Here is a 23,699-nt window from a genome sequence, read left to right as displayed (position 1 = left end):
ACGCACACGCGCGACAGCGCGTCGCGTGCATTCGACAACATCGAAAATTCGGCGGGAGATCGGGCCGGTAGTCAGGCCGGAAGGGCGCCGCATCCTGCTTCCCGGGATGCGGCAGAAGACGAGGCTCTGCGCGTTTTCCTCAGGCAGCAGTCAAGTTGGTCATGCACCAACTACAACTCGCATCGGTGTTCACAGAACACTCCATGTAACTAGACGGGGGCGATGGTAATGGCTTGCCGTGCGAAGCGTCAACCCTTTTGTCGGGCGTTATTTCGAGATGCTTGATCGCGTGGGTGCATGTTCGCGGTCGCGCCCGACAACCCGCAATGAAACAGCCGCGCGCACACCTTGTCGGCATGCGCGCGGCCGCGTCGAACGAGATGCCGGTTACTGGTTCGCGGTCGCGACGGCGGCCGCTGCATCGAGGATGCCCGAGCCTGCCGGCATCGCGGTGCACGACGTGCCGGCCGAGAGCTTCGCCGCGCGCGTGCCGCCTTGCAGCTTCTGCATGATCTGCGCGGGCGTGAGGTTGCCGTTCACCGACAGCATCAGCGCGGCAACCCCCGTCACCTGCGGCGTCGCGAGGCTGGTGCCGGTCGCGGGGCCATAGGTGTCCGAGCCCGGCGTCGTCGTGCCGGCGTTCGACGTCGACAGGATGTTGACGCCCGGTGCGCTCAGCGCGACGTCGGCGCCGAAGTTGCTGAACGATGCGCGTCGGCCCGTCGCGTCGGTCGCGCCGACGGTGATCACGCCGCGGCAGTTCGCGGGCTGGTCGAGCCCGGTCGACAGGCCGTCGTTGCCGGCCGCGACGATCACGGTCACGCCTTTCGCGGTCACGTCGTCGATCGCCCGCTGGAACGTCGTGCTGCACGCGCCGACCCCGCCGAGGCTCAGGTTGATGATCTTCGCCGGGCGCGGGTTCGTCGGAACGCCGGACACCGGAATGCCGGCTGCCCAGCGCATGCCGTCGGCGATGTCGCTCGTCACGCCGCCGCACTTGCCGAGTACGCGCACCGGCAGGATCTGGCCGAGCCACGACACGCCGGCGACGCCGGTGCCGTTGTTGGCGGTCGCGCCGATCACGCCCATCACGCGCGTGCCGTGCCAGCTGCTGTTGCTCGGCTGGCTCGCACAGTGATAGAACGGGCCGTTGACGTCGTCGAGTTCCTGCTGCGTGACCCAGTCGCCCGGATCGGTTGCGTCCGGGCCGCGCCTCGAGCCGTTGTTGCTGGTGTTGATGTTGCTGATGAAGTTGTAGCCTTGCTGTATCAGATTGCCGACGAGGTCGCCGTGCGGCCGGTAGCCGGTATCGAGCACGGCCGTGACGACGGTCGGCGAACCCTTGGTCACGTTCCATGCGGGCGGCAGGTTGATGCCGGCGGTCGGATCGGACAGGTACCACTGCTGGTTGTAGAGCGGGTCGCTCGGCGTGTCGCGGATCTGCATCGGGTGATCCGGTTCCGCGTAGTCGACGTCGCTGTCGGCCGCGAACGCCTGTGCGAGCGCGGCGGCATCGGTGGCGGCCATGCGCTGGCCGAGCGACAGCACGGCCGCGCCGTTCGAGATCGTTCGCTCGACCTGCACGTTCACCGGCGTTTGCGCGATGCTGCTCGCGTACGCGCGTGCGCTGCTGGTCACCGGCGCCGTCCAGCGCGTCATCGCGCGCTGGATCACCGCGTCGAGTCGCGAACCGTCGTCGACGGCCGCCATCGCACGCGTGGCCGTCAGCGTTTTCAGCTTGACGATGAGGTGATCGACCGGCGGCTCGACCGGCGCCGTCTGCGCGGCCATCTGCACCGCGGCCTGCTGCGACGAGCACGCATTGCCGCCGGACGACGCCGGCGGGTTGGTCGGGGCGGGCGCGGGTGCCGGCGTGGGAGCGGGCGTCGGCGTGGGCGCCGGTGCAGGTGACGCGTTGGACGGAGACGGGTCGCTGCCGCCGCCGCCTCCGCCGCAACCGGCGAGGGGCAGGAGCGCGGCGGCGGACAGCATACCGGCGAGCATGCGCGCATGGGCCGAACGGGCCAGCGCGAAATTGAAGCGTTTGGCTTTCATGTTGAAAGTCGATCCTCGTAGATAACCGTCGTGCCGGCGGTGGTGCCTGGTCCGGCATAAACCGGACCTTGTTCTTGTCGGGCGCACGCAGCGCTGCTGCGACGCGCCATGCATTGGGTAACGGCTGATGAGGCGGCTTCTTGAGTATGTTTTGTGCGAAAAAGGCGCGACACGCAAACGGTTGCGATGCTGTCTTGCAGCATGAACGCGCGTTTGGAACGGGCGACCTGTTCATGGGGTGCAAGATTGCAGGCAGCGGGCCCGGCGAAACGTGCGCCGCAGGCGCTTTTGCGCGTCGCGGAAACGATGCCTCACGGTGAGGCGCGTGACTGAGGGCGCTTGACGCTTTCCCCGATGCGGGACGAATTTTGTCGGGCGTAGGATCGCGATTCGATCAAGGTTTCTTCAGGAGAAAAGCATGGATCACCGCTTCCGTTGGCTGGCTGTCGCGCTGGCCTGTGCGCTGGCCGGCGCCGCGCACGCGCAGGCCCTTACCGGGACGCTGAAGAAGATCAAGGACACGGGCGTCGTGTCGCTGGGCATTCGCGAGTCGTCGGTGCCGTTCTCGTATTCGGACAACCAGCAGAAGAACATCGGCTACTCGCGGGACATAGCGTCGCGCATCATCGACCAGTTGAAGACGGATCTGAACCTGCCGAACCTCACGGTGAAGGAAATCCCGATCACGTCGCAGAACCGCATTCCGCTGCTGCAGAACGGGACGATCGACTTCGAATGCGGGTCGACGACGAACACGCTCGAGCGGCAAAAGCAGGCCGCGTTCTCGAACAGCATCTTTCTGTACGGCATTCGCTTCAGCACGCGCAAGGATTCGGGCGTGAAGGACTTCGCGGACCTGGCCGGCAAGACGGTCGCGACGACGGCCGGCACGTCGGACGAGCGCCTGCTGCGCAAGCTGAACGAAGAGAAGGCGATGAACATGACGATCATCAGCGCGAAGGATCACGCCGAAGCGTTCATGAACGTCACGACGGGCCGCGCGGTGGCGTTCGTGATGGACGAGCCGCTGCTGTACGGCGAGATCGCGAAGGACCGCAACCCGGGCGCGTATACGGTCGCGGGCACGCCGCTCGTTCACGAAAACTACGCATGCATGATGCGCAGGGACGATCCGGCGTTCAAGCGCGTCGTCGACGGCGTGATCGCGAAGATGCAGACCTCGGGCGCGGCCGAGAAGCTCTACGATCAGTGGTTCATGCGGCCGATTCCGCCGAAGGGCGTGAGCCTCAACTATCCGCTGTCGCCGGAGATGAAGCAGCTGTTCAAGAATCCGACGGATCAGGCGCAGTATTGATCCGGCCGTCTCAAAGAAAAACCGCCGGCACATGCCGGCGGTTCGGGCGCGGCGCGCCGAGTTGGCGCGAACCGCGTCAGGCCTTGATTTCCGGGCCGCGTGCGGCCGGTGCGACGGGAGCGGCCGGCGTTGCCGGGGCCGCCGACGGCATCGGCGGCTGCGCCGGGACGATGACGAGCACCGGTTGAGGAGCGGCCCACGCCGGTATCGCGAACCCGACGGGCTGCGGCATCGGCATCGCGAGCGCGTTGGCGAGCGCGATGTGCTGGAGCGCCATCATCTGCTGCTGCATCGCGACCATCTGCGCCTGCGCCGCCTGCATCCGGTACTGCGCGGCCTGGATTTGCCGCAACGCCGCCGCGGGCGGCATGCCGCCCGACGACGCCGTCTGCATCTCGAAGCTCGCGCCGCCTTGCGGGCTGTGCCAGCTCCACGTGCTGACCTTCATCGGGCCGACGGCCGTCTGGACGACCCGCGTTTCGGCCTTCACGGGCACGGCCTGCCCGTTGACATTGACGAACATCGGTTGGGCGGCGGCCGCCGCGCCGGCTTGCCCGGCCAGCGCGAACACGGGCACCAGCGCCAGCGCGCCCGCCGCCATATACGAACGGAATCGCATCTTCGTATCTCCATCGAACGAGACTGATCGAATCAACAATGACGTACGGCTCACGGAGTGAGCCACCCGAAACAATGCGGCCGTCGGCTTAAATCAACATTAAAATCGCCGCCCGCCGGCCCGATCGGCGCATGTCGGGACGTGCCGCGATCGACATTCAACCTCGCCCGCGCCAGGGGGAATCCTGTCGCCCGGTGCAACAACAGGCACAATACGGAATTCGCCACCCCCGCACGCATGTTCGCCATCCGAACATTGACGGCGCGGCACTGCTGCCCGACCTCCTTCCCAGTCGTCATGAACGCCACGCTCACTCCCGCGCGCGAGTCGAATTCGCCGCGCTTCCTGCTGTTCCTGATCTGCCTGTTCGCGTCCGCCGGCCAACTCGCGATCGACATCTACGTGCCCGCGCTGCCCGACATGGCACGTTCGTTCGCGACCACGCCGCAGGCGATCCAGTCGAGCGTGTCCGGCTACATGGCCGCTTACGCGCTCGGCCAGCTGATCTTCGGGCCGATCGCCGATGCGTACGGACGCAAGCGCGTGCTCGCGTTCGGGCTCGTGATCTACACGATCGGCTGCCTGCTGTCGCTCGGCGCGCCGAACCTGGAGACGTTCGTGCTCGCGCGCTGCCTGCAGGGCTTCGGGATCGCGACCACCAACCTGCTGGCGAAGGCGATCATCACCGATTCGTTCTCCGGCCAGGCGTTGATGCATGCGTTCACGTACATGTCGATCGCATGGGGGCTGGCGCCGATCATCGCGCCGGTGATCGGTGCGCACCTGCAGGAATGGTTCGGCTGGCGCGCGTGCCTCGTGTTCCTGCTGGTCTACTCGCTGGCGATGTGGGCGCTGCTGTGGCGCTACCGCGAAACCTTGCCGAAGCCGGTGCGTCTCGAGCCGCGCACGCTGATGGCGAACACCGGCAAGGTGCTGGCGAGCCCCGTGTTCCAGAGCTGCTTCCTCGCACAGGGGCTGTGCTACAGCATCCTGCTGGTGTTCAACATCGTCGGGCCGTTCATGGTGCAGACCACGCTGCACAAGCCGCCGACCTTCTTCGGCTACCTCGCGCTCGGCATCGGCCTCATGTATTTCCTCGGCGGCCTGTCGAACCGGATCCACGGCCGCGGGCTGCCGAGCGCCGAGCAGCGGCTGCGCATCGGCGCGCGCGTGATGGCGGGCGCGTCGATCGCGATGCTGGTGCTCGCGCTGACCGTCGGCCTGCGCGTGTGGACGCTCGCGACGCCGGTGCTCGTGATGGGTTTCTGCGCGGGCGCGATGTATCCGACGCTGATGGCCAAGGGCAATTCGCTGTTTCCGCATATCGCCGGCCTGACGAGCGCGATTCTCGGCTGCGCGCTGCTGCTCGTGTCGTCCGCGATGATGGGCCTGGCCGGTTTCGTGTCGATTCACGTGCTGACGCCGCTTGCGGTGTTCTTCGTCGCGTTGTCGTTCATCGTCGTGTGGATGGTGACGAAGCTGCTGCGCCATCTGTCGCGGCAGCAGGCGGCGCCGGTCGTGTGCGGGAGTGGCGAGGCGGCGTAAGCGCCGGCTCGAGATCGACTGATGAACCGGATCCTGCTGAATCGCGTCGCCCGGTCCGACGCCGCCGACCTCATCGCCGCCAACCGCGCGAGCCGGAATCACCATTTGCCGTGGGTCGATTCGTTCATCGACCAGAGCGGGTTCGATCAATGGTTCGCCCGCTGCCTGACGGGGCCGAACGTCGGATTGGTCGCGCGCGAGCGGGCGTCGGGCGCGGTGGTCGGCGTGGTGAATCTCAACGAGATCGTCGGCGGGGTGTTTCAGAGCGCTTATCTCGGGTACTACGGGATGGCGAATCTCAGCCGCAAGGGGCTGATGACGGACGCGGTGCGCGCGGCGGTCGACGTCGCGTTCCGCGAACTCGGGCTGCACCGGCTCGAAGCGAATATCCAGCCCGGCAACCATGCATCGATCGCGCTGGTCCGACGGCTCGGGTTCAGGCAAGAGGGGTTTTCGCCGCGCTACCTGCGCATCGGTGGCGAATGGCGCGACCACGAGCGTTGGGCGCTGCTGGCCGACGACGCGCGCGAAGCGAACGCCTGACGGTCGATTCCTGTCCCGTCTCGTCTCGTGTTCCTTACAGCGGATGCGCGGCGCCGGCCTGCTGCAACAGCGACACGGCAACCGGATCCGGCAGTCCGTTCGAATCGATCGCCCCAGCCTTGGCCAGCGCGACGAGATCGCTGTCGACGCCCGGTTGCCCGACCACGAACGACGTGGTCAGGAACGCCGGTGCGGCCAGCGTGACCGCATAGCGTTGCTGCAGGTTCGTCACCACGGCTGATTGCGCGGCCTGCACGGTGTCCGGGCTGTTCATCGCCCGCTGGTAGCGCAGGGTGCCCTGGAAATTGCCGATCAGCCCGGCCGTGTTCGTTCCGAGTTGCGCCGCGAGATAGACGAGCATCAGCTCGGTCTCGGGCGTCGTATTGAAGGTGCCGCCCGCGTAGGCGAGCGAATGCAGGCTCGCGCCGCCCGCCGCCACGGTGATGACGCATGGCAGCGCGGCGTTGAGCGTCACCCGGTAGTTGCCGCCGCCGTCCGTCAGCGTCGTGGCCGACCCCGCCGCGCAATTGACCGCCACCTGCGCGCTCGCGAGCGCGTCGCCCGTCGCGGCCGTGCCTGACAGCGAGACGGTTTGCGTGTTGTCGTTGAAGCACGCGTCGACGCCGAAGCAGGCTTCGCCGTTGCAGGCCTGGAGGGCGGCGAGCGTTGCGACGCACAATGCGCCCAGCGCGGGGCGGGTGAAGCGCGTAAGGCGAAGGTTCATGGTTGCGGGCGATCGAGAGAATGAGGCAACCGGTGCGCATCGGGAATGCGGTGCTGCTGTAATTCTATGTCGTGAACTGGCGTAAAAGCGAATGCAGCCGGCCAGCAAGACTGGCCCGCCGCCTCACGGCTTGCGCGCGGCCGGCTTCGCGAACGCGCCGCGTACCTCGAAGCCGATCGCATCGGCGACGTTGCCGCGCGCATCGACGAGTTCGAGCCGGTGCCTGCCGGGCCACGGCAGCCACGCGACGCGGTCGGCGTGCCCGATCACCTTGTCGTCGAGCCGCCACGCGAACTTCGTCGCGCGCCCGGCCGAGCGTTCGAACCAGATCCGCTGGTTCTTCGGCGGAATGTCCGGATCGATCGCGAAGATCGTGCCGTCGGTGGGCGCGCCGATCGTCAGCGGCGCACGCGCGCCGTCCTTGCCCGGCGTGGCGGGCGCCGCGAGCCGGATCGTGTCGACCGCCGTGCCCGCGACGAACCATTCGTTGCGGGCCGGCTCGATGTCGCGCTCGAACGCGATCCGGCGCGTCTCCACGCCGGCCGGCGCACGCGGCGCACGGCTCGGCAGGTCGCGGTGCAGGTAGCCGACGACGGCCGACCACACGGGCGACGCGCCCGTGACGCCCGACACGTCCCACATCGGCGAGCCGTCCGCATTGCCGACCCACACGCCGACCGTATAGCGCGACGTGAAACCGATCGTCCAGTTGTCGCGCATGTCCTTGCTCGTGCCGGTCTTGACCGCCGAGAAGAAGCGCGTCGCGAGCGGGTTGTCGAAGCCGAACGTGCGCACGCGCGCGTTGTTGTCGGACAGGATGTCGGTCACGACGAAGCTGGCCGCCTCGCTGAACACGCGCGTACCGGCGTCCGGCCGCGCAGGCGCCGATGCGCCGGATGCCGGCGCGGGTGCCGTGGCCGGCAGGTCGACGACCTTGCGCGCGACGCCGCCGTTCGCGAGCGCGCGGTAGGCGTTGGTCAGCGACAGCAGCGTGACGTCCGCACTGCCGAGCGCGAGGCTGAAGCCGTAGTAATCGCCTTCCTGCGCGAGCGGCAGGCCAAGCGCGGTCAGCGTGCGCGCGAAGCGGTGCGGCGTGACGAGCACCAGCGCGCGCACGGCCGGCACGTTCAGCGAGCCGCCGAGCGCGCTGCGCACGCTCACCCAGCCCTTGAAATCCTTGTCGTAGTTCTGCGGAATGTACAGGCCGCCGCCGGCGGCGAGGTTGATCGGCGCATCGTCGAGCAGCGACGCGGCCGTCAACCTCTTTTCATCGATCGCCTGCGCGTAGAGGAACGGCTTGAGCGTCGAGCCGGCCTGGCGCGGCGCGAGCACGGCATCGACGTCGCGCGCGCTCGACAGCGCCCCGGACGAGCCGACCCACGCGCGGATCTCGCCGGTCGCGTTGTCGATCACGACGACCGCGCCGTCCTGCACGTTGCGCCGGTGCGCGGGCGCGTTCAGTTCGGTCAACGCGCGCATCAGCGTGTCGCGCGCGAAGCGCTGCAACGGCGCGTCGAGCGTCGTGCGGACCTGCGCGCCGGCCGCCGGCCTGACCTCGGCCGCGATGCGCCGCGCGAAGTGTGGGGCGAGGGCGGCGCCCTCGTCGCGTACGGCATTGGCCGGACGTGCGGTGACGAGCTGCACGTAGCCGTCGAGCGACGCGCATGCCTGCCCGGCCTGCATGTCGCGCAGGATCCGGCATGCGCGCTCGGCGAGCTTCGCCGGCGCCGCATTGGGCGCACGCACGAGTGCGGCGGCGATCGCGGCCTCGCGCGCGTCGAGGCCCGACGGCGCCTTGCCGAACAGCACCTGCGACAGCGCGCCGAGCCCGATCGTCTCGCCGCGGAACGGCACCAGGTTCAGGTAGGCCTCGAGGATCTGGTCCTTGCGCCAACTGCGTTCGAGCCACAGCGCGTTCACGGCCTGTGTGGCCTTCTGCGGCAGCGAGCGCTGGCCCGAGCGGCGCGGCGAATCGCCGAGCAGCCCCGCAAGCTGCATCGTGACGGTCGACGCGCCGCGCGTGCGCTCGTTCCACAGGTTGCCCCACGCGGCGCCGGCAATGCCGCGCCAGTCGACGCCGCTGTGTTCGTAGAAGCGCTTGTCCTCGGACACGACGATCGCCTCGCGGAACGCGGGCGATACGTCGGCGAGCGATACCCAGTCGCCGCGCCGCTCGGTGAGGTCGACGCGCGTGCGCTGCAGCGGCGTGCCGTCGCGCGCGAGCAGCACCCAGTCGGAGCTGCGCCAGGTGCGGCGCACGTCGTCGTAGCCGGGCAGCGCATGCGCGACGAGCGGGGCGGCCAGCACGACGGCGACGAATACGCGGCCGGCGAAACGCGCCGGCCGCGGCAAAGCCAGATCGATCATCGCGGTCTCGTTACTTGCCCGCTTCGGCCGGCTTCACGGTCATCGGCGGGTTCGGCCACAGGCCGTACACGGACGGCGCATACAGTGCCTCGACACGTGTCGGCGGCAGCCCGAACGTGCCGACGTTGTTCAGCCGCACCGTGTACTCGACCGAGAATTTGCCCTTCGGCAAATAGTCGTAATACGCGCGGTAGCCGTCGAAGTCGCGCTCGATGAACGTCGGCCATGCGCCGTCGGGCGTTTTCTCGCCCTGCGTCGCGGCTTCGGAATCGCGGCCGAGGCCCGACCCGAGGATCGTCGCGCCGGCCGGGATCGGATCGTTGACGGCGACCCACGTCATGTCGCTCTGCGCATCGATGTCGAGATGCACGCGCACGACGTCGCCGCGCGTCAGCACGCCGTTGACGGCCGGCGACACGGGCGTGACGGTCTTCGTGATCCGGTAGCCGGCCGCGAACGGCGCGCGCAGCGGCACGGCCGCGAGGCTCTCGACGGTCGCCCACGGGCGGCCGGTGCCGTCCTGCGTGACCGACAGCGTGGCCGGCCCCTGCGACGCACGCGGCCACGGCATCAGCACGCTGCGCGCGGCGGCCGCGCGGGTCGCGGGCGTGGCCGACGCGGGCGTATCGGCGGGCGCGGCCGATGCCGGCTGCGACCACGAGATCGAGCGCGTGTCGCCGCCGAGCGCCACCTTCGTCGCGCCGGCGACCGGCGTGCTCTCGTAGGTACGCGAGAAGCGCTCGACCGCGAGCAGGCCGAGCGCGTTCGACGTCGTCGTCTGCCATGCGCCCTGACGTTGCAGCGCAAGCAGGCCAGCCGTCACGCGCGGCATTTCATCCTTCCATGCCGGGTCGCCCGCGAATTCCAGCGCGAGACGCGCGGCGTTGGTCTCGTTGCTGGTCATCAGCCACCACAGGTCGTCGTCGCGCGCGGTCGAGAACACGAGCTGCGTGCCCTGATACGTGAGGCGCGCCCGCAGGATCTGGTCGACCTGCGCGCGTTTCTCGTCGCGTTGCGGGATGTCCTTCACGCGCGTCAGGATCGCGTGATAGTCGATCACCGCCGACGTCGGCCACTGGTTCGGCGCGATCTCGATCGAACCGAGCATGCGGCCCTGTGCGGCGCCGTAGCGCGACAGCGCCTCGATCGCGGCGAGCTTGCGCAGGTCGCGATCCTGGCGCGGCGCCCACGCGTTGCGCTCGATGCGGCCGTCGACGAAGCGCGCGAGCCCGGCCTCAAGCTGCGTGCGCAGGTCTTCCGGCAACGCGAAGCGCGGATCGAGGCGGCTGGCTTCGTCGGACACCACGAGCAGGTACGACGACAGCGTCGGGCTGCCGTGGTGCGAATCGTCGGACGACGGCGGGAAGTAGCTCGCCAGGCCGTCGCTGTCGAGGTAGACGGGCATGCGCGCGATCAGCGCCTGCCATTGGGCGGGGTCGCGCAGCCCGATCGCGCGCGACGTCTGCTGTTCGAGGCAGCGGTACGGATAGCGCTCGAACCAGCGCCGCACGCCGGGCAGGCCGTCGGCGAGCTTCGACTGCAGCGATACGGCGATGCCGCCGCGCGGAATGCCTTGCGCGTTGCCGACCGCGCCGGCCGGGGCCGCGACGGGCACCGTCAGCGTGCCGTCGACCTGTGCGAGCGTCGCCTGCTGCACCGTGACCGGCAGCGCCGGCACGACCTTCTGCGCGACGGCCAGTGCATCGGACGCGCGCTTGCCGCCTTGCTCGGCCGCCTCGATGCGCCAGTTCAGCGCACCGGCCGCATCGAGCGCCTGCTCGGGCACGGTGATCGTCCACGCGACCTCGGTCGCCGCGTTCGCCGCCAGCGACACGGTCTGCGGCGCGACGTCGAGGCCCGTCACGCGCGGCGTCACGACGACCTGCATCGCGCGGTCGGTCGTGTTGCGCAGCGTGACCTGCGCGCGGAACGCGTCGCCTTCGCGCACGAGCGGCGGCAGGCCGGAGATCAGTTGCAGATCCTGCGTGCTGCGGATCGACGTGCTGCCCGTGCCGAAACGGTCGGGGCCGACCGCCGCGATCGCGACGATCCGGAAGCGCGTGAGCGCGTCGTTCAGCGGCACCTCGACGGTTGCGCTGCCGTTGGCATCCAGCGTCACGCGTGGGTTCCACAGCAGCAGCGTGTCGAACAGCTCGCGGGTCGGCGCGCTGCCGCCCCCGCCGCCGGCCGGCACGGCCTTGCGGCCGAAGTGGCGGCGGCCGACGATTTCCATCTGCGCGGTGGCCGTCTCGACGCCGTACGCGCGCCGGCGCAGCATCGCGTCGAGCAGGTCCCAGCTGTTGTTCGGCATCAGTTCGAGCAGCGCCTCGTCGACGGCCGCGATCGCGATCTGCGTGCCGGCCGGTGCGGGCTGGCCGTTCGGCAGCGTGACCTTCACGTGCGCTTGCGCCTTGCCGCGTACCGTGTAGCGCGTCGCGTCGGTCGTCACGGTCACGCCGAGGCGATGCACGCCGGTGCCGACCTTGATCTCGCCGAGCCCGTAGCGGAACGCGGGCTTCGACAGGTCGACGAACGCGGTCGGCGCCTCATGGTGGCGACCTTCGCGCCAGAACGCGCGCGCCCATTCGACCGGCGCCTTCCAGCCCCACGTGAAGAACGAGTACCACGGCACCTCGCGAATCCGCCCGCGCAGCGCGAGCACCGATACGTAGACGTTCGGCCCCCACGATTCGCCGACCTTCAGGTCGACGGTCGGGTTCTTGCCGTTCAGCTCGACGATGTGCGTTTCCATCACGCCGCCGCGCTCCACCGCGACGAGCGCGGTTGCGTAGCGGAACGGCATGCGCACCTGGAAGCGGGCCGTTTCGCCCGGTTCGTACGACGTTTTCTCGGGGATCACGTCGATCCGGTCGGTGTTGTCGCCGCCGAACCAGAGTTCGTCCTCGCGCGTGACCCATACCGACGTCGATGCATTCGACGTGCGGCCGTCGCCGTCCTTCGCGACCGCGATCAGCTGCACGTTGCCGGCCTGCTCGAGCGTCGCGTCGCAGGCCATGCGGCCCTTGTCGTCGGTCTTGCCCGAGCACAGCACGCCGAGGTCGCGCGTATCGCTCTTGTTGTCGTATGCATAGAAGCCGCCGACCATGCGCTTGCGCGACGACGTCGTGATGCGCGCGATGCCCTTGATTTCGATCGGCACCGACGCACGCGGCTTGCCCTGCAGGTCGACCGCCAGCGCCTGCACCGGCACGCGCTGGCCGACCGACACCCAGCGGCCGGCCTTGATGCCGGCCACCACCGCGGCCGGCCACAGGATCGTGTCGCCGCGGATCGTCTGCACCTCGCCGTTCGGGTCGGCGAACGTCGCCTCCAGCGCGATGCGCTTCGGTGCGTCGACGTCGGGCAGGCCCTTGAGCGTGACCGTGCCCGCACCGTTGCGGTCGAGCGTCAGCGGCAGCTTGTCGGCGATCAGTTTCGTCGCGTCGGGATCGTTGCTCGATGCCGACGACGTGTTGTCGCCGTCCTGCGCATCGTCGTCGGCGTTGCCGTCGTTCGTGTCCGGACGATACGGCGTGAAGCTGAAATCCTCGAAACGATCGGCGAACGGCGGCGATGCCCACTTCATCAGCGCCGACACCTGCACCGGCAGGTTCGATGCGCCGCCGCCCGACACGTAGTCGATCTGCACCGCGAGCGGCGCTTCCTTCACGGCGACGAGCGGGCTCTTCTGCGCGTCGCGCGCGCCGATCGAGCCTTTCAGCACCGGCAGGCGGAACGCCTCGACGCGGAAGCTGCCGCTGTAGTAAGTGGCCGTCGGCGCATCTTCCGGGCCGCCTTCGAGCTCGACGCCGTATTCGCCGAGCTTCGCGGCCGCCGGCAGCGTGAACCGTGAATCCGCGCTGTGGTCGGCTGCCCATGTGAGCGGCAGCTTGTAGGTCTGGCCCGTGCCGAGATGGCGGATCGTCACGCGCGTCGGGTATTGCGACGGGAACGCGAGGCTCTGCAGCGTCTCGGTGCGGATGAAATGCTTCATCGACACGGTTTCGCCGGCGCGCAGCAGCGTGCGGTCGAATACCGTATGCGCGCGCACGGTCGGCGCGCTGTCGGTGTCGGTCGGCACGTTGAAGCGCCACGATTCGATCCCGCGGTTCCAGCCCGAGCTGACGAACGCCATGTCGGGGCCCGTCTTCGGATCGTCGACGCGCGCCGATACGAAATAGTCGTTGAAGGTTTCCGACGCGTTGCACGCGCGCTTAGGCTCGAACGGCCCGTCGATCTTCAGCAGGCCCTGCGCGTCGGTCTTGCCGGCCGCGATCTCGTCGCCGTTGCAGTCCGACACGCGGATCTGCGCGTTCGGCACCGGCTTGCCCTTGTCCAGCGTCGTGACCCACACGAGGTTGTTCTCGCGGCCCTGTTTCAGGTGCACGCCGAGGTTCGTGACGAGCACGGTCGTGCGCACGTACATGCTCGACGGCTTCGCGAGCAGCGAGCGGCCGAGCGCGGGCGACGCGAGTTCGAGCACGTAGAAGCCGGGCTTGTCGATCGGCACGCCGACCACCTCGAACGGGCGCAGCGTCTTCGGGTCGGCCTTCGGCAGCGTCAGCACCTGCGCGCCGGGCTCGCCCGTCAGCAGCGACAGCGAGCGCACGTCGATGCGGCGGTTCTTCGGCGCGGGCTGCTTTTCGCCGGCCTCGAGCGGCACGTACACCGGGTGTTGGCCCTTGCGTTCCAGCAGGCCGGGAATCTGGTCGTCGATCGAGCCGGCCGTCATCGACCAGTTGTCGAAGCGATCGACGGTGCGCATCCATTGGCGGATCGCGGTGTCGTTCTCGACCTTCAGGTTCGCGAATTGCGCGCCGCCCGCATTGAGGCCGGCGATATGCAGGTCGGCCTCGACGTTGCGCAGCGTGACGGGCACCAGCGCGGGCGTATCGGGTTCGGCGAAGCGCTCGACGATCCCGAAGGTGCCCGACGAGAATTTGGCGAGCGGCGGCATCGGCGCGGTGCGCGTCGCGAGCGGGAACAGGTCGGCATTGGACAGCGGCCGGTCGGTCACGTCGTGCAGGCCGGACGGCAGCTCGACGGTCAGGCCGGCCTGCGCGGGCAGCGGCGGGTTGAACGTGACGGTCGTCACTTCCTCGCTGCGATCGTCGGCCGCGAAGGTGGGCGACAGCGAGCCGTCGGGGCCGCGCAGCTTGATCGCTTCGGCCTGCTTGCGCGAGATCGGTGCGTTGAACGACAGCGTGAGCGGGCGCAGCGGCGTGCAGGGCGCCTTCGCGTTTTCGCGTTCGCACGAGAAGCTCGCGGCGAACGGTGCGCGCACGGTGAAATCGAAGCGCCGTTCGGTGTCGTTCGCGATGCCGCTCGGGCTCGCGACGCCCTTGCCGTACACGAGCTGCATCTTCGCGCTCGCCGGCAGCGCCTGCGAGCACGACAGCGTCAGCACGCGCGCCGCCTCCTTCTTCCAACCGAAGTGATCGAGCAGCGCGTTGCGCGTCTCGTCGTCGGCCGCCGTGACCGGAATGCGGTTGCCGATGCCGGCCGCTTCGCACCAGATGTTCGCGAGCGCCGAGCGCGGCTCGGCCGGGCCGTTCAGCTTCATCACGAAGACCTGCCGCTCCTCGATCTCGCGCGAGCCGGGGCGCACCGACACCGGAAACGGGCCGCCCGTCTGGAACGTGAAGCGACGCGGGCCGCTGACCGCGTTGCCGGCGACCGAGCGCAGCGTGTCGTTGAGCGCGACCGAGCAGCGCACGCCGGGCGGCAGGTCGCTTTCGAAATCGTAAACCCACGTCTTGTCGTCGAGCCAGTGGCCCTGGCCGCGCGCGGCCGTCGAATCGTTGCAGGTCATGCGCGCCGGATTCGGCGCGGAGGCCGAGCCGAAGGCGACCATCGCTTCGTCGAACTTGACGACGCTCTGCCGGACTTCGGTGACGGTGCCTTGCGGCGACACGCTCACCGTGCGCGCCGCGCCCGCATGCAGCGACAGCGCCGTGGCGCCGCCGAGCGCCGCGACGGCGCCGATGCGCCAGAGCAGCCGGGCCGTGTGGTTGGTCTGGTCGGTTTCTTTGTTGTGCTTGTCGCGCTGCTTCATCGCTCGATTGCCCTCGGAGGGAAGCTTTCTGTTTGATTGCACGGGATTCTAACCGACCGCCGTGCGCGCGCAGCGCGGCGTGCAGGGGCAGTGTGTGGTCGGCGCGCGACACGGGCAGGCGTGCCGCAGATTTGTCGCGTCGACGACACAAAAATGCAGCGAAATGTCGATTACGCCGGATTGCGGAACATTTAATGAACTATAAAAAGATTGTTCGATTCGATTTGTGCGCGTACATTTCAGGTCCGCGCCAATGTTTGAGAAATATCAAGCGTGGTTTTCCCGAATCCGGTGTTCGAGAGAAGGAAACATGCACAACGACAACACCCCCCAATCGCGTCGTGACGACGACGCAGCCGCAACCGGCATCACGCGGCGTCAATGGCTGCAGGGCGCACTGGCGCTGACGGCGGCGGGCCTCACCGGCTCGCTGGCGTTGCGGGCCCTGGCCGACGATCCCGGCACCGCGCCGCTCGATACGTTCATGACGCTTTCCGAAGCATTGACCGGCAAGAAAGGGCTGAGCCGCGTGACCGGTCAGCGCTATCTGCAGGCCTTGCAGAAGGGCTCGTTCAAGACGGCCGACAGCCTGCCGCAACTTGCCGGCGCGCTCGCATCCGGCTCGCTGAATCCCGACCAGGAATCGCTCGCATTGACGATTCTCGGCGCGTGGTATCTCGGCATCGTCGACGATGTCGTGATTACCTACGAAGAAGCATTAATGTTCAGCGTGGTGTCCGATACCCTCGTGATCCCTTCGTATTGCCCCAACAAACCCGGCTTCTGGGCCGAAAAACCGATCGAGAGGCAAGCCTGATGGCCGATACCGATACGCAAAAGGCCGACATCGTCGTCGTCGGGTCCGGTGTCGCCGGCGCGATCGTCGCGCACCAGCTCGCGATGGCGGGCAAGTCCGTGATCCTGCTGGAAGCCGGCCCGCGCATGCCGCGCTGGGAAATCGTCGAGCGCTTTCGCAACCAGCCCGACAAGACGGATTTCATGGCGCCGTACCCGTCGAGCCCGTGGGCCCCGCATCCGGAATACGGCCCGCCGAACGACTACCTGATCCTGAAGGGCGAGCACAAGTTCAACTCGCAGTACATCCGCGCGGTGGGTGGCACGACGTGGCACTGGGCCGCGTCGGCGTGGCGCTTCATCCCGAACGACTTCAAGATGAAGACGGTGTACGGTGTCGGCCGCGACTGGCCGATCCAGTACGACGATCTCGAGCATTACTATCAGCGCGCCGAGGAAGAGCTCGGCGTGTGGGGCCCGGGCCCCGAGGAAGATTTGTACTCGCCGCGCAAGCAGGCGTACCCGATGCCGCCGCTGCCGTTGTCGTTCAACGAGCAGACCATCAAGAGCGCGCTGAACGGCTACGACCCGAAGTTCCACGTGGTCACCGAGCCCGTCGCGCGCAACAGCCGCCCGTACGACGGCCGGCCGACTTGTTGCGGGAACAACAACTGCATGCCGATCTGCCCGATCGGCGCGATGTACAACGGCATCGTCCACGTCGAGAAGGCCGAGCAGGCCGGCGCGAAGCTGATCGACAGCGCGGTGGTCTACAAGCTCGAGACCGGGCCGGACAAGCGCATCGTCGCCGCGATCTACAAGGACAAGACGGGCGCCGACCATCGCGTCGAGGGCAAGTACTTCGTGCTCGCCGCGAATGGCATCGAGACGCCGAAGATCCTGCTGATGTCCGCGAACCGCGATTTCCCGAACGGCGTCGCGAACAGCTCCGACATGGTCGGCCGCAACCTGATGGACCACCCCGGCACCGGCGTGTCGTTCTACGCGAGCGAGAAGCTGTGGCCGGGCCGCGGCCCGCAGGAGATGACGTCGCTGATCGGTTTCCGCGACGGCCCGTTCCGCGCGACCGAAGCCGCGAAGAAGATCCACCTGTCGAACATGTCGCGCATCAACCAGGAGACGCAGAAGATCTTCAAGGCCGGCAAGCTGATGAAGCACGAGGAACTCGACGCGCAGATCCGCGACCGTTCCGCGCGCTACGTGCAGTTCGACTGCTTTCACGAAATCCTGCCGCAGCCCGAGAACCGCATCGTGCCGAGCAAGACGGCCACCGACGCGATCGGCATCCCGCGCCCGGAGATCACGTATGCGATCGACGATTACGTGAAGCGCGGCGCCGTGCACACGCGCGAGGTCTACGCGACGGCCGCGAAGGTGCTCGGCGGCACCGACGTCGTCTTCAACGACGAGTTCGCGCCGAACAACCACATCACCGGCGCGACGATCATGGGCGCGGATGCGCGCGACTCGGTCGTCGACAAGGACTGCCGCACGTTCGACCATCCGAACCTGTTCATCTCGAGCAGCTCGACGATGCCGACCGTCGGTACGGTGAACGTGACGCTGACGATCGCGGCGCTCGCGCTGCGGATGTCGGACACGCTGAAGAAGGAAGTCTGACCGTGCGGAAATCTACTCTCACCTTCCTCCTGGCCGGCTGCCTTGCGTTGCCCGGCCTCGCACGCGCGGCCGATTCGGCCGATCCGGCGCAGGTCAAGCGCGGCGAATACCTCGCGGTCGCCGGCGACTGCATGGCCTGCCACACCGCGAAAGGCGGCAAGCCGTTCGCGGGCGGTCTCGGCATGCCGGTGCCGATGCTCGGCAAGATCTATACGAGCAACATCACGCCCGATCCCGATACGGGTATCGGCAACTGGACGTTCGACGATTTCGAGCGCGCGGTGCGTCACGGCGTGTCGAAGAACGGCGACAACCTGTATCCGGCGATGCCGTACGTGTCGTACGCGAAGATCAACGACGACGACGTGCGGGCGCTGTACGCGTACTTCATGCACGGCGTCGAACCGGTCAAGCAGGCGCCGCCGAAGAACGAGATCCCCGCGCTGCTGAGCATGCGCTGGCCGCTGAAGATCTGGAACTGGCTGTTCCTGAAGGACGGCGTGTACCAGCCGAAGCCCGAGCAGAGCGCCGAATGGAACCGCGGCGCGTATCTCGTGCAGGGCCTCGCGCACTGCAGCACGTGCCACACGCCGCGCGGCATCGCGATGCAGGAGAAGTCGCTCGACGAAACGGGCGGGAGCTTCCTGTCGGGCTCGGTGCTCGCGGGCTGGGACGGCTACAACATCACGTCCGACCCGAACGCGGGGATCGGCGGCTGGACGCAGCAGCAGCTCGTCCAGTACCTGCGCACCGGCAGCGTGCCGGGCCTCGCGCAGGCAGCCGGCCCGATGGCGGAGGCGATCGAGCACAGCTTCTCGAAGATGACCGAAGCCGACATCGGCGCGATCTCGACGTACATCCGTACGGTGCCGGCCGTGGCCAGCGGCGACGCGAAGCAGTCGCGCTCGTCGTGGGGCAAGCCGGCCGAGGACGGCCTGAAGCTGCGCGGCGTCGCGCTCGCGTCGTCGGGTATCGACCCGGCGCGGCTGTATCTCGGCAACTGCGCGACCTGTCACCAGATGCAGGGCAAGGGCACGCCGGACGGTTACTACCCGCCGCTGTTCCACAACTCGACGGTCGGCGCGTCGAATCCGACCAACCTCGTGCAGGTGATCCTGAACGGCGTGCAGCGCAAGGCCGGTAGCGAGGACGTCGGGATGCCGGCGTTCCGCCACGAGCTGTCGGACGCGCAGATCGCCGCGCTGACGAACTACCTGACCGGGCAGTTCGGCAATCCGGCCGCGAAGGTGACCGAGCAGGACGTCGCGAAGCTGCGCTGACGCGGCGCGCGACGAAGCAGGGCGACAACATAAAAGAGGAGGAGCACAGCACATCGGGCGGGCCCCGATGCCGGTTGTTGCAGAGCGGAGCGGGCGGCGCGGGTGGCCGCCCGCTCCGGTTCACAGGCAATCCGGTGCGTGCGGTTGCGCGCATCGTTTTCGTTGATCACACCATGACACCGAATCAACCGTTTCTCGCGTCCCAGCGCGATGTGCTGCTGCTGCTGTCCCGCATTCTGCTCGTGATCCTGTTCGTGATGTTCGGCTGGAAGAAGATTGTCGACTTCTCCGGTACGATCGCGTTCATGGGCAGCGAGGGCGCACCGGCGCCGATCATCTCGGCGGCGATCTCCGTCGTGATGGAGCTGTTCGTCGGGATCGCGATCCTCGTCGGTTTCCAGACGCGCGCGCTCGCGCTGCTGCTTGCGCTGTATACGATCGGCACCGGCATCATCGGCCATCACTACTGGACGATGACGGGCGGCGAGCAGATCAACAACATGATTCACTTCTACAAGAACATCGCGATCTCGGGCGGCTTGCTCGCGCTCTGCGCGGCCGGCCCCGGACGTTTTTCGATCGATCGCGGCTAAGCAGACCCGAGGCGCGTGCATGGGGCGCGCGTCGGACGGTCGAGACTTCGAGGGGGCATCATTTTGCGACTCAAATACCTTGCATGGCTGATTGCGGCCGCCACGCCGGCGGTTACGTTTGCACAGACGAGCGTCACGCTGTACGGCCGGATCGACGGCGGCGTCGAATACCTGAACCACATCGCGAAGCCGAACGGCGGCAGCGGCACGCGCTGGAGCGCGGAAAGCGGCGACTGGGGCACCAGCATGTTCGGGCTGAAGGGCGTCGAGGATCTCGGCGGCGGGCTGTCGACGGTCTTCAACCTGGAAACCGCGTTCCAGGTGATGAACGGCCAGACGGGCGGCGGGCGCATGTGGTCACGGCGCGCATACGTCGGGCTGAAGAGCGACACGTGGGGCCAGTTGCAGGCCGGCCGCAACCTGTTCATCGACAGCGACGGCGTGTGGGAATTCGATCCGTTCGTCCAGCAGGCGTTTTCGTCGGCGTCGCTCGTGCGTGGCCGCAACTGGCCGCAAAGCAGCAACAACATCGAATATCACAGCCCGGTGATCGGCGGCTTCGACGTGCAGGTGCAATACGCGTTCGGCAACCAGTCGCGCGGGTTCAACTACGGTGCGGCCGACGATTTCGGCCGCTCGGACGGGATCATGATCTCGTACCACTCGCCGGTGCTCGACGTGCGCGGCATCTACGACGAACTGCGCGACAACAACGGCAAGTTCAGCAACATCTTCACCGCGTCGCGCGAGTACTTCGTCGGGGCGAACGTGAAGGTGTCGAAGTTCAAGATCCAGGGGGCGTATACGCACTACCAGGCGCCGGACAGCCCGGCGGGGGTGGCCGATCGTGCCGATCATTACTGGCTCGGTGCGACGTATACGGCGACGCCGCAATGGGCGGTGACGGGCGGCGGGTACTACGTGAAGGTGGGAGACGGCGGCGGCGATGCGTCGCACGATCCGTCGGGTCACGCGATCATGTACGTGCTCGGCACCACGTACAACCTGTCGAAACGCACGTTCCTGTATGGGACGGTTGCGTATGCGCGGAATGGCGGGAATTCGAACTTTTCGCTGATTGCGTCGCCGCGCGATGCGACGTCAGGGACGAGTCCGATGACGGGCGAGTCGCAGACCGGCGCGTATGTGGGGATGATGCATACGTTCTGAGTGAGGTGGTTCGTGTAGGGGAAAAAGGCATGGGCGATGAAGGTCCGTGCCTTTTTGCGTTTAGGGGGCTTGTTGGGGCGTTGAGGTGCGTGCGTACTGGTGTCGACGCATCATGACCGACAGCGGGCGGACTTGGGGAATTGATCCTGCATGGAAACGGCAGGTTGGTCGTCCGCCGTTTTGTAGCTGATCTGATGGCCGGATGACCGGCTGCGGGGTATCACACCACTACCGATATACCGATAAAGACCGCTTGGTAGATTCACATTCGTTGACGTTTTTTGCAAGCTGAAATTCAGGTATCTGCACTCCGCGGTTGATTTAGCAGAGGGCTACGCTGAGAAGGTGCTGCAGTGCAAGCGGCTACTGGGGTGTCTTAGAACGGCCAATAACGGGCACACGCCTATCCTACAGTGTCGTTATTTGAGTGGCCGGTTTGTATCTCAAAAGCAGCACTACCGACCTAATGAAAGCGCAGTCTGATTCAGACTATATCGTGGACGGTCGCCGTTGCCGCAGGGCGATCTGTTGCATCTGCTCCATAATCATCTGGTTTCCTCGAAATCGGCGAGACAATCTGACGGTTGCTACTCCGACGCGAAAGCAATCAGGGAGGATCTACGGTGTCGCTGCGTTGATCCAAATCAAATGACTCTGACAGGACAATTCCAACGCTATGGATCTGAAGACATTTAAGTCGCTGGTCGACGCCCACATCACCACGTCGTCGGGCGCGGTGAATAGTCAAGGCGACAAGCTGCTCGAACAAATCCGCGCATGCTTTACCGCGAAAGAGAGTGATCAGGCGCTATCTGAGCTCGTCCGCATCGTCGACGATCTCGGAGTGCGATTTTTGTGCGAGCAGGAACCTGCAGATCCATACCTCGGGGTAGCTGAGGCAGTCCAACAGGCGCTTCGTCAACGAGGGGATTATCCTGACGTGACTAGCAACTGGGAGCGCGCCGTGGAGCTCGCAGCAGTGTATGCGGCGAGCCAAAGTGGACTGCCAGTCGATCTGGTATGGCAGTCAAACGCGCGCGTGAATTGCCTCTCGATAGCCATCAATGGACTGAGGAAGTCGGGCTATCAGATCGATCTGCCGGTCGATGGAGGAATGCACATATCCCCGGCCGAGACGCGGCGGCTTGCAGAAGATATTGAGCGAAAATCGGCCTCTCTGGGTGCCATTCTGGCTTCAAGTGCAGCGGGCGCAATTGCGCGTACGTATAGTGCGGTAACAGGTCGATACAAGCTTGGGCGCAATGGTCAAACCATTCAAGTGAACGCGCAGCCCGACCTGCCATTGGCGTATTTGTACCAACTCGGCTTGCGATACTTTTCGCTGGCCCCGACCGCGCCCTCTCCTGAAGCTATGCTTGCCGAGCTTGTTGACCTTGTGACTTGGGCAACTGCGATGCTCGACCTGTCGGTGGGAACTTTCGAATTGGCGTTTGCGAGAAATGTGGACATGGTCCGCATCATGCAAAAGTCAATCGTATACGATGCAACGTTTCTTTTGACGCAAGCGAAACCCGCCCACGCGCGTGAGTATCTGGAATGGACGATATCCCAGAAGCCACTAGCCGAGCTGAAAGACGAGCATGGCACGACGTCGGCCCAGATACTGGCGGCTGCCAGAGTTATCTTGCGAGCATGCGAGCGGGCGTGCGCAGATGGCGTGACGCAGGAGTTTGTCCGAGTCCCGCCGGAAAGCATTGCGTTTGCGACAAATCTGGATCTTACGCCCGCTGCGAACCTGCTCCTCAACGTATTCACGCACGTATCGGGCGCCAACCAATCTCTGACGTTTCCGCCAGAGGACAACGCTGTAGATGCGGCGTTTCACCCGCTGCTACTGAACAACGGTACGTTTTTCATGCAGATCCCGCCGCTCGCGGCTCGCGCCACGGTCAATGCGGCGCTGCAATGGTGTCGAAAAAATTGGAAGAAAGGCAGCTTTGACGAGAAAGTTGTCGGTCCGCTATTTGAGGACTTCGTTCGCGTAAAACTCGAGCAACATGGCGTCTCTGTGCTGCACGGCGAATACCAGGCGAACGGATCGAAAGGCGAATGTGATGCGGTTGTAGAGACGGCGAACCACGTGATCGTTTTCGAGTTGAAGAGCAAGATGTTGCGACGACAAGCACGATCCGGCGATGACGTCGCGGCCCTGTCAGACCTCGGGCAGGCGGTCGTGCGACCGCAAGCGCAAGCGATGGAGCGACACGCTGTGCTTCTGGAGCAGGGCACGATAACGTTGAATCAAGGGACGTCGGCAGCGCCGCTTACCCTAGGATCACGGGAAGTTCTCAAATTATCAATAACGCGTGGCGATCTTGGAAGCCTTCACGATCGGCCATTCTTGCAAAAGTTCCTGTTTGCGGGATGCGTTAATCAATTCATCGCAATAAACTCCAAGCGACAAAAGGAGTTCGATGCTCTGCATGACTGGTTTCGCAAGCTGAAAGATGCAGCGAGTCGCGCGAAGGAGTCTGTCTTCGACACACCGTTTCCCTTCTCTACTTCCTGGAGTCTCTCGGTATTTCAACTGCTTCTCATTCTCGAACGCACGAGCAGCAACGAGGACTTCGCAAAAGAGCTACAGCGCACGCGACGTATGATGACGCCTCTGCGGGATTTTTACTCAGAATATGAGTACGCGCTCGAGTTGGATGCATATACATCGAGGAACGATCGGCAAACGGCGTGAAAGCGGAGCGGACGCTGCTCGTCAAGTGTTCATTGATCTTGAGGGTGGAGGTTTCGTTTCGCGTGAGAGCGCTACATCTGATCAAGCGCTTTATTCATTCGGTGATGAAGGGCAAGCTGCCCAAGGAAACCTTCCGGAACACCATCGACCTGATCAAGTTTTCATATCACTTCGACCAACGGCTCAGCCAATTTCTGTCCGGAGACGTGACGTTCTCGAGGAAAGTTGTTTCAGTTCGCGACGCATCGTCGTGTATCAAGGCGACGCGCGCGATGGGGTTTTGCTGA

General features: G+C 66.3%; 15 protein-coding genes. 10 read left to right on the top strand and 5 right to left on the bottom strand.

Annotated elements, in window-relative coordinates; all coding sequences use genetic code 11:
• Nucleotides 1–387: 387 nt before the first annotated feature.
• Entirely contained in the window at nucleotides 388–2,055 is a 1,668-nt protein-coding gene (locus LGN10_RS09330; protein WP_226222983.1) for a S8 family peptidase, read from the bottom strand.
• Nucleotides 2,056–2,473: 418 nt separating this feature from the next.
• Between LGN10_RS09330 and LGN10_RS09325 the strand changes: the two genes are divergently transcribed.
• Nucleotides 2,474–3,370, top strand: a complete 897-nt coding sequence (locus LGN10_RS09325) for a glutamate/aspartate ABC transporter substrate-binding protein (protein ID WP_059639578.1) — start codon at nucleotides 2,474–2,476, stop codon at nucleotides 3,368–3,370.
• A 76-nt stretch (nucleotides 3,371–3,446) separates the two neighbouring features.
• On the opposite strand, the gene LGN10_RS09320 is transcribed toward LGN10_RS09325, so the two are convergent.
• Nucleotides 3,447–3,989, bottom strand: coding sequence for a hypothetical protein (locus LGN10_RS09320; RefSeq protein ID WP_226222981.1), 543 nt, complete (start codon nucleotides 3,987–3,989; stop codon nucleotides 3,447–3,449).
• Between the two features lie 297 nt (nucleotides 3,990–4,286).
• Between LGN10_RS09320 and LGN10_RS09315 the strand changes: the two genes are divergently transcribed.
• Both LGN10_RS09315 and LGN10_RS09310 read left to right on the top strand, forming a co-directional pair.
• Nucleotides 4,287–5,534 carry a multidrug effflux MFS transporter gene (locus LGN10_RS09315; protein ID WP_060968833.1) on the top strand — a complete coding sequence of 416 codons (1,248 nt, stop codon included), beginning with the start codon at nucleotides 4,287–4,289 and terminating at the stop codon, nucleotides 5,532–5,534.
• Between the two features lie 21 nt (nucleotides 5,535–5,555).
• A complete protein-coding gene (locus tag LGN10_RS09310; protein WP_099317544.1) occupies nucleotides 5,556–6,077 on the top strand; it encodes a GNAT family N-acetyltransferase in 522 nt (173 codons plus the stop codon).
• A gap of 34 nt (nucleotides 6,078–6,111) precedes the next feature.
• Here the strand turns inward: LGN10_RS09310 and LGN10_RS09305 are convergent, their stop codons facing one another.
• From LGN10_RS09305 to LGN10_RS09295, 3 genes are all read right to left on the bottom strand, one after another.
• Entirely contained in the window at nucleotides 6,112–6,801 is a 690-nt protein-coding gene (locus tag LGN10_RS09305) for a hypothetical protein (RefSeq protein ID WP_059585008.1), read from the bottom strand.
• 123 nt (nucleotides 6,802–6,924) lie between these two features.
• Complete coding sequence (pbpC, locus tag LGN10_RS09300; RefSeq protein WP_226222979.1) at nucleotides 6,925–9,168, bottom strand: penicillin-binding protein 1C; 2,244 nt, start codon at nucleotides 9,166–9,168, stop codon at nucleotides 6,925–6,927.
• A gap of 10 nt (nucleotides 9,169–9,178) precedes the next feature.
• Complete coding sequence (locus LGN10_RS09295) at nucleotides 9,179–15,223, bottom strand: alpha-2-macroglobulin family protein (RefSeq protein WP_226222977.1); 6,045 nt, start codon at nucleotides 15,221–15,223, stop codon at nucleotides 9,179–9,181.
• Nucleotides 15,224–15,533: 310 nt separating this feature from the next.
• Between LGN10_RS09295 and LGN10_RS09290 the strand changes: the two genes are divergently transcribed.
• The 7 genes from LGN10_RS09290 (at nucleotide 15,534) to LGN10_RS09260 (ending at nucleotide 23,699) form a co-directional block, all read left to right on the top strand.
• Complete coding sequence (locus tag LGN10_RS09290) at nucleotides 15,534–16,040, top strand: sugar dehydrogenase complex small subunit (RefSeq protein ID WP_124862146.1); 507 nt, start codon at nucleotides 15,534–15,536, stop codon at nucleotides 16,038–16,040.
• On the top strand, nucleotides 16,040–17,659 hold the full coding sequence (locus tag LGN10_RS09285; protein ID WP_059585012.1) for a GMC family oxidoreductase: 1,620 nt from the start codon (nucleotides 16,040–16,042) through the stop codon (nucleotides 17,657–17,659). Before LGN10_RS09290 ends, LGN10_RS09285 begins: the two co-directional genes overlap by 1 nt.
• A gap of 2 nt (nucleotides 17,660–17,661) precedes the next feature.
• Complete coding sequence (locus LGN10_RS09280) at nucleotides 17,662–18,939, top strand: cytochrome c (protein WP_059585013.1); 1,278 nt, start codon at nucleotides 17,662–17,664, stop codon at nucleotides 18,937–18,939.
• Between the two features lie 173 nt (nucleotides 18,940–19,112).
• A complete protein-coding gene (locus tag LGN10_RS09275; RefSeq protein WP_060310849.1) occupies nucleotides 19,113–19,532 on the top strand; it encodes a DoxX family protein in 420 nt (139 codons plus the stop codon).
• A gap of 63 nt (nucleotides 19,533–19,595) precedes the next feature.
• Nucleotides 19,596–20,702, top strand: coding sequence for a porin (locus tag LGN10_RS09270; protein WP_226222975.1), 1,107 nt, complete (start codon nucleotides 19,596–19,598; stop codon nucleotides 20,700–20,702).
• A 676-nt stretch (nucleotides 20,703–21,378) separates the two neighbouring features.
• Nucleotides 21,379–23,412, top strand: a complete 2,034-nt coding sequence (locus LGN10_RS09265) for a hypothetical protein (RefSeq protein ID WP_124862140.1) — start codon at nucleotides 21,379–21,381, stop codon at nucleotides 23,410–23,412.
• Nucleotides 23,409–23,699, top strand: a complete 291-nt coding sequence (locus tag LGN10_RS09260) for a hypothetical protein (RefSeq protein WP_180278242.1) — start codon at nucleotides 23,409–23,411, stop codon at nucleotides 23,697–23,699. The genes LGN10_RS09265 and LGN10_RS09260 overlap by 4 nt, the downstream gene beginning before the upstream one ends.

Source organism: Burkholderia sp. AU32262, from assembly GCF_020419985.1.
Taxonomy (GTDB): domain Bacteria; phylum Pseudomonadota; class Gammaproteobacteria; order Burkholderiales; family Burkholderiaceae; genus Burkholderia; species Burkholderia semiarida.
This window is presented reverse-complemented; position numbering and strand designations above follow the sequence as displayed.